7 protein-coding genes, 3 tRNA genes and 2 rRNA genes are annotated in these 12,736 nt (G+C 54.5%); 10 read left to right on the top strand and 2 right to left on the bottom strand.

Annotation, left to right across the window (positions count from 1 at the left end; all coding sequences use genetic code 11):
• Nucleotides 1-11: 11 nt before the first annotated feature.
• Both CLU84_RS14630 and CLU84_RS14625 read right to left on the bottom strand, forming a co-directional pair.
• Entirely contained in the window at nt 12-596 is a 585-nt protein-coding gene (locus CLU84_RS14630; RefSeq protein ID WP_099738044.1) for a peptidylprolyl isomerase, read from the bottom strand.
• Between the two features lie 140 nt (nt 597-736).
• Nucleotides 737-1,321, bottom strand: coding sequence for a tetratricopeptide repeat protein (locus CLU84_RS14625; RefSeq protein ID WP_099738043.1), 585 nt, complete (start codon nt 1,319-1,321; stop codon nt 737-739).
• A gap of 219 nt (nt 1,322-1,540) precedes the next feature.
• Here CLU84_RS14625 and cysS point away from each other — a divergent pair, with 219 nt between their 5' ends.
• From cysS to CLU84_RS14575, 10 genes are all read left to right on the top strand, one after another.
• Nucleotides 1,541-2,926 (top strand): cysteine--tRNA ligase, encoded by a 1,386-nt coding sequence (gene cysS, locus CLU84_RS14620; protein ID WP_099738042.1) that lies wholly within the window; start codon nt 1,541-1,543, stop codon nt 2,924-2,926.
• A gap of 50 nt (nt 2,927-2,976) precedes the next feature.
• Nucleotides 2,977-3,852, top strand: coding sequence for a DNA-3-methyladenine glycosylase (locus CLU84_RS14615; protein ID WP_099738041.1), 876 nt, complete (start codon nt 2,977-2,979; stop codon nt 3,850-3,852).
• Nucleotides 3,853-3,911: 59 nt separating this feature from the next.
• Nucleotides 3,912-4,889 carry an acetyl-CoA carboxylase carboxyltransferase subunit alpha gene (locus tag CLU84_RS14610; RefSeq protein WP_099738040.1) on the top strand — a complete coding sequence of 326 codons (978 nt, stop codon included), beginning with the start codon at nt 3,912-3,914 and terminating at the stop codon, nt 4,887-4,889.
• A 165-nt stretch (nt 4,890-5,054) separates the two neighbouring features.
• Nucleotides 5,055-6,059, top strand: a complete 1,005-nt coding sequence (gene tilS, locus CLU84_RS14605) for a tRNA lysidine(34) synthetase TilS (RefSeq protein WP_099738039.1) — start codon at nt 5,055-5,057, stop codon at nt 6,057-6,059.
• A gap of 93 nt (nt 6,060-6,152) precedes the next feature.
• A complete protein-coding gene (locus tag CLU84_RS14600; protein WP_099738038.1) occupies nt 6,153-7,418 on the top strand; it encodes an aspartate kinase in 1,266 nt (421 codons plus the stop codon).
• A gap of 54 nt (nt 7,419-7,472) precedes the next feature.
• A tRNA-Ser gene (locus CLU84_RS14595) sits at nt 7,473-7,565 on the top strand.
• Between the two features lie 346 nt (nt 7,566-7,911).
• Nucleotides 7,912-9,444: ribosomal RNA gene (locus CLU84_RS14590) — 16S ribosomal RNA — on the top strand.
• A gap of 100 nt (nt 9,445-9,544) precedes the next feature.
• Nucleotides 9,545-9,621, top strand: a tRNA-Ile gene (locus CLU84_RS14585).
• A gap of 29 nt (nt 9,622-9,650) precedes the next feature.
• Nucleotides 9,651-9,726, top strand: a tRNA-Ala gene (locus tag CLU84_RS14580).
• Between the two features lie 418 nt (nt 9,727-10,144).
• Nucleotides 10,145-12,736 (top strand): 23S ribosomal RNA (locus CLU84_RS14575); the annotation flags it as partial.

Raw genomic sequence — 12,736 nt, 5'->3', positions numbered from 1 at the left:
CCCTTGCAGGCTTATTTGATTTCGGTGGCCGAAAGGATTGTCACCGCCGTCACGGGCACATTCTGGTGCATGCCGCGGTTGCCCGTAGCCACGGCACGGATTTTGTCCACTACCTCCATGCCCTTGGTGACCTTACCGAACACGGTGTAGCCGTGGCCGTCAGGCTTTGGTGCGTTGAGCATGTCGTTATTCACCAGGTTGATGAAGAACTGGGAGGTAGCTGAATTGGGGTTGCCGGTGCGCGCCATGGCGATGGTGCCGCGGTCGTTTTTCAGGCCATTGCTGGCTTCCAGTGGAATCGGGGCGCGGGTGGGCTTTTCGCTCAGGTTGGCGTCCATGCCGCCGCCCTGAATCATGAAGCCATCAATCACGCGGTGAAACACCGTGCCGTCGTAGTGCTTGTCGCGCACATATTGCAGAAAGTTGGCCGCGCTCTTGGGTGCTTTGGCATCGTTCAGTTCCACCACAATGTCGCCCATGCTGGTCTTAATCTGCACCTTGGACTGGGCTTGCGCGAAGCTGGGAGCTGCAAAAACAGTAGCTGTCAGCGCAATAGAGGCAAGGGCTTTAAGGCTTTTTCGACGAAAATTCAGCATGTCATATTCCTGATGTGAGTACGCCTTGGCCTCAAGCCGCTGTGTCGCGGTCTCTGAGTTCAGGCTGTATGGGAGCTGAGGGCGCAGACCCACTTCACAAGAGGCGGGTCGCTTTTTGAGGGAGCTGATGAAGACCCGGTTTAGCGTTGAGCCGGCTGCGTGGGCTGGGCTGCTGCAGGTCCAGCTGCTGGTGCAGCGACAGACGCCGCAGGCTGCAACATATCCTTGAGCTGCTTGAGCTTGGGGTTCAAGGCTGCAGGGCGGCCGCCCTTGGCCAGAGACTGCGCATAGGACTGGTAGGCGAGACGGGCGTAGATGTCGCCCAGATTCTCATGTGCCACGGCGTAATTTGGGTTGTTGCGCACAGCGGCCTCAAGGGCGGAACGGGCGCGATCCAGATCCCCCTGGCGTGCATAGATCACGGCCAAATTGTTATAGGGCTCGGGCAGTTCTGGGTAGTCCTCGGTGAGTAGTCGGAAGGCGGTGATGGCGTCTTCGGTCTTGCCATCATTGGTCAGCGCAATGCCGCGCAAAAAACGCATCTGCGGGTCACGCGCATTCTTGGCTAGATAGGTGTCGGCTTTTTGCAGCGCCTGTTGCGTCTTGCCGCTCTTGAGCAACTGGGCAACATCCGAATAATCATCGGCGTAGGCGCTGCCGGCGGTGAGCATGACGGCCACAACGGCCATACGCGCTGCGGTACTTAACAAGTTGCGTACAGGCATGTAGGTGCTTTCAGTGCGCCGCAAGAACTGCCCTGCGGCGGGAGCTTATACTGACGGGAATTGTAGCTGAGGGGTGCGCAGCGCTTAGGCGTCTGACCAGGCAGGGATGTGTCTGGATGCTAGTGCGCATTTTTCAGTCTCAGGGTATGGCAGGCACGGTTGATGCAAAGCAGCATGCCGGTCCGCTGATCGCCACCCTCTCTCCCTAATTCAAGATTCATGAGTTTGCGTATCTACAACACGCTGTCGCGTGCATTGGAATCGTTTTCGCCGATCGAGCCGGGCCATGTGCGCATGTACGTCTGCGGCATGACGGTGTACGACCTCTGCCACCTGGGCCATGCGCGCTCCATGGTGGCATTTGACGTGGTGCAGCGCTGGCTACGTGCCACCGGCTACCAAGTGACCTATGTGCGCAACATCACCGATATTGATGACAAGATCATCAAGCGCGCGGTGGAAAACGGCGAAACCATCCGCAGCCTGACCGATCGCATGATCGACGCGCTGCATCAGGATGCCGATGCGCTGGGCATTGAACGCCCCACGCTGGAGCCACGCGCCACCGAATACGTGCCGCAGATGCTGAGCATGATTGGCACTCTGCAGACCAAGGGTCTGGCCTATCAGGCGGGTAATGGTGATGTGAACTACGCCGTGCGCAAGTTCCCCGGCTACGGCAAGTTGTCTGGCAAGTCGCTGGACGAATTGAACGCGGGTGAGCGCGTGGCAGTGGCTGACGGCAAGCATGATCCGCTGGACTTTGTGCTGTGGAAATCCGCCAAGGCCGATGAGCCTGCGGATGTGAAATGGCAAAGCCAATTTGGTGAAGGTCGCCCCGGCTGGCACATTGAGTGCTCGGCCATGGGCTGCGAGTTGCTGGGCGAGAGCTTTGACATTCATGGCGGCGGTGCTGACCTGCAGTTCCCCCATCACGAAAACGAAATTGCCCAGAGCGAAGGCGCTACCGGCAAGCCGTTTGCCCAGACATGGATGCACAACGGCTTCATCAACGTGGACAACGAAAAGATGTCCAAGTCGCTGGGTAACTTCTTCACGATCCGTGATGTGCTCAAAGAGTACGACGCTGAAACCATTCGTTTCTTCGTCGTGCGCAGCCATTACCGCAGCCCGCTGAACTACTCCAACGTGCACCTTGATGATGCGCGTGTGGCTCTCAAGCGCCTCTATACTGCTCTGGACTTGGTAGCCGCCGCTGCCGTGCAGGTGGACTGGAGTAATCCTTACGCCGCCCGCTTCAAGGCTGCGATGGATGAGGACTTTGGTACGCCCGAGGCGGTGGCCGTGCTGTTTGAGCTGGCTGCTGAAGTCAACCGCAACAAGTCGCCTGAAGTGGCTGGCTTGCTCAAGGCGCTGGGTGCAAGCCTGGGTCTGCTGCAGGGCGAGCCTCAGAAGTTTTTGCAGGCTGGCGCTGAAGGCGTGGATGCTGCTGCCATTGAGGCGCAGATTGCCGCCCGTGCTGCCGCCAAGGCTGACAAGAACTGGGCCGAGGCCGATCGCATCCGCAAGGAACTGCTGGGGCAGGGCATTGTCCTTAAGGACTCTGCCGCTGGTACGACCTGGGAAGCTGCGGCTAAGGGTTAAGGCTTCATGCAAATTTTCAATAACACTGTGCGCAGTGCGAAAGGCCGTGCATGAGTGCGGTCAAGCATCTGGACACCATGGATTTTGAGCAGCTGCCTCTGGTGGCTGATCTGCCTGTGCCCATGGGTCCGGCAGCGCCGCTGCCTGTGGCTCCTTTAGGCTCTGCTGGGGCTGCATCGCTTGCTGAGACTGCGGTGTCAGCTAGCAAAACGGAAGCATATCCCAAGGCTGCACCCAGTCCCAAAGCGCCTGCGCCTAAGATCAATCTGGCTTTGCCTGAAGGTGTGCCTGCCTACTGGGAAGACGCCTGCCGCCAGCTCATGCGCCGTGATCGCGTGCTCAAGCGCCTGATTCCGCAGCTCAGCAGCCAGGCGCTGCTGCCTAGTGGTTCGGGATTTGGGCAAGGGCAGGGTCAAGATCAGGCTTTTGCCACGCTGGCTCGCTCCATCGTGGGTCAGCAGATTTCTGCCAAATCTGCCAAGACGCTGTGGAACAAGTTTGCCAAGCTGCTCATTGAGATGCAGCCTGAGCAGGTGCTCAAGCTCAAGGTGGACGATATGCGCGGGGCTGGCTTGTCGGCACGCAAGGTGGACTATCTGGTCGATCTGGCGCTGCACTTCACGGAAAACCGCCTGCGCATGGATGAGTGGCCTGAGATGGGTGATGACGAAATCATTGCCGAGCTCATGTCTATTCGCGGTCTCAGTCGCTGGACGGCTGAGAATTTTCTGATTTACTACCTGGCGCGGCCCAATGTGCTGGCGCTGGATGATGCCGGATTGATTCAGGGCATCTCACTTAATTATTTTTCGGGTGATCCTGTCAGTCGCAGTGACGCCCGTGAGGTCGCCGAGGCTTGGAAGCCGTGGTGTACGGTTGCAACTTGGTATATTTGGCGCTCGCTCGAAGCGCAGCCTGTGGCTTGATGACATCTACCACTGGCCGATTGCAAGAGTTGCAACAGGCTGGCACAAGGAGAAATACGTTGGCGAAAAAGAACTTTCTGGATTTTGAGCAGCCCATTGCAGAACTCGAATCCAAAATCGAAGAACTGCGTTATGTGCAGACTGAAAGCGCAGTCGATATCTCGGAAGAGATTGATCAGCTCAGCAAAAAAAGCCTGCAGCTGACTAAGGATATCTACAGTGATCTGACCCCTTGGCAGATCACCAAGATTGCCCGTCATACCGAGCGTCCCTACACGCTTGACTATGTGCGTGAGTGCTTTACTGACTTTGTCGAAATGCACGGTGATCGCCATTTTGCGGACGATCAGTCCATCATCGGTGGTCTGGCCCGTTTCAACGGCCAGCCCTGCATGGTGATTGGTCATCAAAAAGGCCGTGATACCAAAGAGCGCACTCTGCGCAACTTTGGCATGACGCGCCCTGAGGGCTATCGCAAGTCTCTGCGCCTGATGAAGACGGCAGAGAAGTTCAAGCTGCCCGTGTTCACTTTTGTGGATACGCCCGGTGCCTTCCCTGGTATCGACGCTGAAGAGCGTGGTCAGTCCGAAGCCATTGGCCGCAACATCTATGAGATGGCTCAGCTGCAAACCCCCATCATCACCACCATCATTGGTGAAGGTGGCTCGGGCGGTGCACTGGCTATTGCCGTGGCTGATCAGGTGCTGATGCTGCAGTACTCCGTGTACTCTGTGATCAGTCCCGAAGGCTGTGCTTCCATTCTGTGGAAAACGGGTGAAAAGGCCCAAGAAGCGGCAGACGCCATGGGCATCACCGCCCATCGCCTGAAAGCGCTGGGTCTGGTTGACAAGATCGTCAACGAACCCGTCGGTGGCGCTCACCGCGATACCAAGCAAATGGGCGCTTTCCTCAAGCGTGCGCTGGGCGATGCTCTGCGTCAGCTGTCGGATCTGAAGCCCAAGGAGCTGCAAGATCGCCGCTACGAGCGTATTCAGAGCTACGGCAAGTTCTCTGATACCAAGGCGGACAACAGCTAAGCTAGCGCTAAAGCATCTGCTTGGCTGGCGCTTGCGCACAATGGCTCCTTCGGGAGCCATTTGTTTTTGCGGCTGGCTAAGCAGGGTTTTGAGTGAAATAAGCCTCTAGCCCTTATACAGAAAGCGCTAGCTGCGATTGAAGTATGAATCTGGAGTCTATTTGCAATGCAAACCAAGTCCGATGCTGACTTGCTGAATGCCTCGGCTGCGTTGGTAGATGCTGCCGTGGCCGCTTTTAATCCACCTTTGCCGCTGGCGGTGGCTTTCAGTGGTGGAGCAGATTCGTGCGCTTTGCTTCTGGCCTGCCATGCGCGCTGGCCGGGGCAGGTGAGGGCGATTCACGTCCATCACGGCTTGCAGGCGGCGGCAGATGATTTTCAGAAGCACTGTGAGCAACTGTGTGCGCGGCACGGCATTGCGCTCAAAGTCTGCGCTATTGATGCGCGAAATGCCCAAGGTCAAAGCCCGGAAGATGCGGCTCGCCAAGGCCGGTACGAAGCCTTGATTGGTGCTGCGGAGCAAGACTGGTCAAGTGCCGATGCCGTGGCGCTGGAGCCTGTGCGCTCTCTGGCTTTGGCGCAGCATGCGGATGATCAGGTCGAGACTTTGTTGCTGGCGCTGTCACGCGGTGCCGGGGTGGCTGGTTTGGCGGCTATGCCTTCGCATTGGCAACGGGCGCAGCTTGAATGGTTTCGCCCTTTGCTGGCTGTGCCCGGGCAGGTGCTAAGAGACTGGCTGCGTCTGCGGGGTGTGAGCTGGGTGGAGGATCCCACTAATACTGATCAGGCTTACACGCGCAATCGCATACGGGCGCAGTTGCTGCCGGTGCTGGAGCAAGTCTTTCCACAATTTCGCAGCACCTTTGCCCGCAGTAGCGCCCATTGTGCGCAGGCGTCTGAATTGCTGGATGAGCAGGCAGCGGTTGATTTGCAGATAGTGGGCACCCCGCCGCATATCAAGGCATTGCAGACTTTAACTACGGTGCGGCTGGGCAATGTGCTGCGCTTCTGGCTGCGCTCTATTTATGGCACAACGCCTACGGCAGCCCAGCTTTCACAGCTCATGCAACAGATCAGTGTTTGTACTACGCGAGGGCACCGCATCCATATCAAGGTGGGACGCGGTTTTGTCGAGCGCCGGGGGCTAACTCTCGATTGGTACAATTCCTAGGTTTTGGTCTTTCTACTTGCACGAAAACCGCCGGCGCGCCAAAACCTTTGTGACCTGCGCCGTGGCAGCTGTTTCGTCACCCTTTAGTATCCAATGGCACTGATCGTTCATAAATACGGCGGCACCTCGATGGGCTCGACAGAGCGCATCCGTAATGTCGCCAAGCGCGTGGCCAAGTGGGCTCGGGCAGGCCACCAGATGGTGGTTGTGCCCAGCGCCATGAGTGGCGAAACCAATCGCTTGCTGGGTCTGGCCAGCGAACTGGCTCCCAGTCACGCTAAGAATTCGTACTACCGTGAGCTCGATATGCTGGCCTCCACCGGCGAGCAGGCATCGTCGGCGCTGCTGGCAATTGCTCTGCAGGGCGAAGGCGTCGAGTCCGTCAGCTACGCTGGCTGGCAAGTGCCTGTGCGCACGGATAGCAGCTTCACCAAGGCTCGCATTGAATCCATTGATGACAAGCGTGTGCGCGCTGATCTGGATGCAGGTCGAGTCGTGATCGTGACGGGCTTTCAGGGTATTGACCCCGAAGGTAACATCACGACACTGGGACGCGGCGGCTCTGATACATCGGCTGTGGCTGTGGCTGCGGCGCTGAAGGCAGCCGAAGTGCTGATCTACACCGATGTGGATGGTGTCTACACCACCGACCCCCGTGTGGTGTCTGCGGCCAAGCGCCTGGGTACCGTGAGCTTTGAGGAAATGCTGGAAATGGCAAGCCTGGGCTCCAAGGTGCTGCAGATCCGCTCGGTGGAGTTTGCTGGTAAGTACAAAGTGCCTATGCGCGTGCTTTCCAGCTTCACCCCCTGGGATATCGATCTGGAAGAAGAAGCCAAGTCCGGCACCCTGATTACTTTTGAGGAAGACGAGAAAATGGAAAAGGCTGTCGTATCCGGCATCGCGTTTAACCGCGGTGAAGCCAAGATCTCTGTGCTGGGCGTGCCCGACACCCCCGGCATCGCTGCTGGCATCCTGGGTCCTGTGGCTGATGCCAACATTGAAGTCGATGTGATCATTCAGAACATCTCCAAGGATGGCAAGACTGACTTCAGCTTCACCGTCAGCCAAGGCGACTACCAGCGTGCACTAGAACTGCTGAGCGAAACCGTCGCTCCTTCGCTGGGTGCCTCCGAAGTGGTGGGTAATCCCAACATCGCCAAGGTCAGCATCGTCGGTATCGGCATGCGCAGCCACGTGGGTGTTGCTTCCACGATGTTCCGTACTCTGAGCAAGGAAGGTGTGAACATTCAGATGATCTCTACTTCCGAAATCAAGACCTCGGTCGTGATCGACGAGAAGTACCTGGAACTGGCCGTGCGCTCCCTGCACACAGCCTTTGGTTTGGATAAAAGCGAATAATTTTCGCAACTTTCCAAAAACGCTTTAAAAAGCTGCTTACAATAGCGACATACTGGAAACGTGACCGAGTGGCCGAAGGTGCTCCCCTGCTAAGGGAGTATGGGGTGTAGAGCCTCATCGAGGGTTCGAATCCCTCCGTTTCCGCCAAATCAAAGAAAAAGCCGAAAGGCTTTTTCTTTTTGTTAGGATCCTTCGGGTGCTAACAAAAAGTTTCAAAAATCTTTGATTTGATTGCTGAAAACAGTGCTAAAATCTAAGGCTTCGCTGATCACAGCAAGCAACGAAATTCAAAAGTGGTTCTGCCGGTTTTGAGTTCTCGGTTCCTTAAAAAAATACAGCCGATAAGCGTGGGCGTTTGATGGCAAGCAGCCAGTTCTTCGGAACAAAACTCTTCGGAGTATCAAGCGCTCACAAAAACAGTAATTATTGAAGAATTTATTCTTCTTGATTCCGTCAAGTGAGTGAGCAGTCGAAAGACTTTAAATTCAAGATCGAACTATAGAGTTTGATCCTGGCTCAGATTGAACGCTGGCGGCATGCTTTACACATGCAAGTCGAACGGTAACAGGTCTTCGGATGCTGACGAGTGGCGAACGGGTGAGTAATACATCGGAACGTGCCTAGTAGTGGGGGATAACTACTCGAAAGAGTAGCTAATACCGCATGAGATCTACGGATGAAAGCAGGGGATCGCAAGACCTTGTGCTACTAGAGCGGCTGATGGCAGATTAGGTAGTTGGTGGGGTAAAGGCTCACCAAGCCAACGATCTGTAGCTGGTCTGAGAGGACGACCAGCCACACTGGAACTGAGACACGGTCCAGACTCCTACGGGAGGCAGCAGTGGGGAATTTTGGACAATGGGCGAAAGCCTGATCCAGCAATGCCGCGTGCAGGATGAAGGCCCTCGGGTTGTAAACTGCTTTTGTACGGAACGAAAAGCTCTGGGCTAATATCCCGGAGTCATGACGGTACCGTAAGAATAAGCACCGGCTAACTACGTGCCAGCAGCCGCGGTAATACGTAGGGTGCAAGCGTTAATCGGAATTACTGGGCGTAAAGCGTGCGCAGGCGGTTATGTAAGACAGAGGTGAAATCCCCGGGCTCAACCTGGGAACGGCCTTTGTGACTGCATGGCTAGAGTACGGTAGAGGGGGATGGAATTCCGCGTGTAGCAGTGAAATGCGTAGATATGCGGAGGAACACCGATGGCGAAGGCAATCCCCTGGACCTGTACTGACGCTCATGCACGAAAGCGTGGGGAGCAAACAGGATTAGATACCCTGGTAGTCCACGCCCTAAACGATGTCAACTGGTTGTTGGGTCTTAACTGACTCAGTAACGAAGCTAACGCGTGAAGTTGACCGCCTGGGGAGTACGGCCGCAAGGTTGAAACTCAAAGGAATTGACGGGGACCCGCACAAGCGGTGGATGATGTGGTTTAATTCGATGCAACGCGAAAAACCTTACCCACCTTTGACATGTACGGAAGTTACCAGAGATGGTTTCGTGCTCGAAAGAGAACCGTAACACAGGTGCTGCATGGCTGTCGTCAGCTCGTGTCGTGAGATGTTGGGTTAAGTCCCGCAACGAGCGCAACCCTTGCCATTAGTTGCTACATTCAGTTGAGCACTCTAATGGGACTGCCGGTGACAAACCGGAGGAAGGTGGGGATGACGTCAAGTCCTCATGGCCCTTATAGGTGGGGCTACACACGTCATACAATGGCTGGTACAAAGGGTTGCCAACCCGCGAGGGGGAGCTAATCCCATAAAGCCAGTCGTAGTCCGGATCGCAGTCTGCAACTCGACTGCGTGAAGTCGGAATCGCTAGTAATCGTGGATCAGAATGTCACGGTGAATACGTTCCCGGGTCTTGTACACACCGCCCGTCACACCATGGGAGCGGGTCTCGCCAGAAGTAGGTAGCCTAACCGCAAGGAGGGCGCTTACCACGGCGGGGTTCGTGACTGGGGTGAAGTCGTAACAAGGTAGCCGTATCGGAAGGTGCGGCTGGATCACCTCCTTTCTGGAAAAATGCTGCTTTAAATTGAACGTCCACACTTATCGGTTGTTGGAACAAGCCAAAGCTTGATAGGCAAGGAAACTTGCTTGTTGTGTTGAGGAATGGGTCTGTAGCTCAGCTGGTTAGAGCACTGTGTTGATAACGCAGGGGTCGTTGGTTCGAGCCCAACTAGACCCACCAAGATTCCAATGCCAGTGCAAGAGGATCCTGGGGGATTAGCTCAGCTGGGAGAGCACCTGCTTTGCAAGCAGGGGGTCGTCGGTTCGATCCCGTCATCCTCCACCAAGTTTAAAAATGATAGCGCCTGAAGGTGCTATAATCGTTGGCTCAGCAGATGTTGCAAGGCATGAGGTTGAGAAGCAAGAAAACAGAAATTCAATATAAAAGCAGTCTGAAGCAGACTGCTTTTATATTGATCTTTGATCAATAGGCTGTTCTTTAAAAATTCATAGAGTCGAAATCAGCGTTGCTGGTGGAAAGCGCAAACCAAGGTTTGTGCACCGTGCCATCAGCAACTTTTTGATTGCGTCAAAACAAATATTTTGCGAAAGCAAAGATATTTAGTAATGACGAATATTCTCTAAGCTGTATCGAAAGATACAGCCAAAGATATTCACATTACGGCATAACGCGTGAGGTGCAAGACCTCACCAGTCTTTGAAATCTAGAGCTTTGTGTTTCGCAAGAGACGTCAAAGTTATAGGGTCAAGTGACTAAGAGCATATGGTGGATGCCTTGGCGATGATAGGCGACGAAAGACGTGATAGCCTGCGATAAGCTTCGGGGAGCTGGCAAATAAGCTTTGATCCGGAGATTTCTGAATGGGGGAACCCACCTCGCAAGAGGTATCGCATGATGAATACATAGTCATGCGAAGCGAACCTGGAGAACTGAAACATCTAAGTACCCAGAGGAAAAGACATCAACCGAGATTCCGATAGTAGTGGCGAGCGAATTCGGAAGAGCCTTGCAGTGATAGTCGACCGGTTAACAAAATGGCATGGAAAGGCCAACCATAGTGGGTGATAGTCCCGTATGTGAAAACCGATCGGTGGTACTAGGCTGCAGACAAGTAGGGCGGGGCACGAGAAACCCTGTCTGAATATAGGGGGACCATCCTCTAAGGCTAAATACTCATCATCGACCGATAGTGAACCAGTACCGTGAGGGAAAGGCGAAAAGAACCCCGGGAGGGGAGTGAAATAGATCCTGAAACCGTATGCTTACAAAAAGTCGGAGCCTCGTAAGGGGTGACGGCGTACCTTTTGTATAATGGGTCAGCGACTTACATTCAGTGGCAAGCTTAACCGAATAGGGGAGGCGCAGAGAAATCGAGTCCGAATAGGGCGATCAGTCGCTGGGTGTAGACCCGAAACCAAGTGATCTATCCATGGCCAGGATGAAGGTGCCGTAACAGGTACTGGAGGTCCGAACCCACTAATGTTGCAAAATTAGGGGATGAGCTGTGGATAGGGGTGAAAGGCTAAACAAACTTGGAAATAGCTGGTTCTCTCCGAAAACTATTTAGGTAGTGCCTCAAGTATTACCGTCGGGGGTAGAGCACTGTTTAGGCTAGGGGGTCATGGCGACTTACCAAACCTATGCAAACTCCGAATACCGACGAGTACAGCTTGGGAGACAGAGCACCGGGTGCTAACGTCCGGACTCAAGAGGGAAACAACCCAGACCGCCAGCTAAGGTCCCTAAAATTGGCTAAGTGGGAAACGAAGTGGGAAGGCTAAAACAGTCAGGATGTTGGCTTAGAAGCAGCCATCATTTAAAGAAAGCGTAATAGCTCACTGATCGAGTCGTCCTGCGCGGAAGATGTAACGGGGCTAAGCCAGTTACCGAAGCTGCGGATGTGTCATTTATGGCACGTGGTAGGAGAGCGTTCTGTAAGCCTGTGAAGGTGTCTGGAGACGGATGCTGGAGGTATCAGAAGTGCGAATGCTGACATGAGTAGCGTTAAAGGGGGTGAAAAGCCCCCTCGCCGTAAGCGCAAGGTTTCCTACGCAACGTTCATCGGCGTAGGGTGAGTCGGCCCCTAAGGCGAGGCAGAGATGCGTAGCTGATGGGAAACAGGTCAATATTCCTGTACCGATCAATAGTGCGATGTGGGGACGGAGAAGGTTAGCTCAGCCAACTGTTGGATATGTTGGTTCAAGCCTGTAGTCATGCCTGGTAGGCAAATCCGCCGGGCTAAGATGAGGGGTGATAACGAGTCTGCTTGCAGACGAAGTGAGTGATACCCTGCTTCCAGGAAAAGCCACTAAGCTTCAGCTATTGACGACCGTACCGCAAACCGACACTGGTGCGCGAGATGAGTATTCTAAGGCGCTTGAGAGAACTCAGGAGAAGGAACTCGGCAAATTAACACCGTAACTTCGGGAGAAGGTGTACCCCAAGTCAGTGAAGTTGAACAAACGGAGCTAAAAGGGGTTGCAAAAAATTGGTGGCTGCGACTGTTTAATAAAAACACAGCACTCTGCAAACACGAAAGTGGACGTATAGGGTGTGACGCCTGCCCGGTGCTGGAAGATTAAATGATGGGGTGCAAGCTCTTGATTGAAGTCCCAGTAAACGGCGGCCGTAACTATAACGGTCCTAAGGTAGCGAAATTCCTTGTCGGGTAAGTTCCGACCTGCACGAATGGCGTAACGATGGCCACACTGTCTCCTCCTGAGACTCAGCGAAGTTGAAATGTTTGTGATGATGCAATCTCCCCGCGGAAAGACGGAAAGACCCCATGAACCTTTACTGTAGCTTTGTATTGGACTTTGAACGGATCTGTGTAGGATAGGTGGGAGGCTTTGAAGTGTGGTCGCTAGATCACATGGAGCCAACGTTGAAATACCACCCTGGTGCGTTTGAGGTTCTAACCTTGGTCCATTATCTGGATCGGGGACAGTGCATGGTAGGCAGTTTGACTGGGGCGGTCTCCTCCCAAAGCGTAACGGAGGAGTTCGAAGGTACGCTAGTTACGGTCGGACATCGTGACGATAGTGCAATGGCATAAGCGTGCTTAACTGCGAGACTGACAAGTCGAGCAGATGCGAAAGCAGGACATAGTGATCCGGTGGTTCTGTATGGAAGGGCCATCGCTCAACGGATAAAAGGTACTCTGGGGATAACAGGCTGATACCGCCCAAGAGTTCATATCGACGGCGGTGTTTGGCACCTCGATGTCGGCTCATCTCATCCTGGGGCTGTAGTCGGTCCCAAGGGTATGGCTGTTCGCCATTTAAAGAGGTACGTGAGCTGGGTTTAAAACGTCGTGAGACAGTTTGGTCCCTAT

The sequence above is a fragment of the Comamonas sp. 26 genome (assembly GCF_002754475.1).
In the GTDB taxonomy this organism is placed as follows: Bacteria; Pseudomonadota; Gammaproteobacteria; order Burkholderiales; family Burkholderiaceae_C; genus Comamonas.
Note: the sequence above shows the minus strand (reverse complement) of the source record. Positions and strands in the feature narration are given on the sequence as shown.

Excerpts from the sequence above, each read along its gene's own strand:
- CLU84_RS14630 (WP_099738044.1), bottom strand. The coding sequence starts at position 596 with ATGCTGAATTTTCGTCGAAAAAGCCTTAAAGCCCTTGCCTCTATTGCG.
- CLU84_RS14625 (WP_099738043.1), bottom strand. The coding sequence starts at position 1,321 with ATGCCTGTACGCAACTTGTTAAGTACCGCAGCGCGTATGGCCGTTGTG.
- cysS (WP_099738042.1), top strand. The coding sequence starts at position 1,541 with ATGAGTTTGCGTATCTACAACACGCTGTCGCGTGCATTGGAATCGTTT.
- CLU84_RS14615 (WP_099738041.1), top strand. The coding sequence starts at position 2,977 with ATGAGTGCGGTCAAGCATCTGGACACCATGGATTTTGAGCAGCTGCCT.
- tilS (WP_099738039.1), top strand. The coding sequence starts at position 5,055 with ATGCAAACCAAGTCCGATGCTGACTTGCTGAATGCCTCGGCTGCGTTG.
- CLU84_RS14600 (WP_099738038.1), top strand. The coding sequence starts at position 6,153 with ATGGCACTGATCGTTCATAAATACGGCGGCACCTCGATGGGCTCGACA.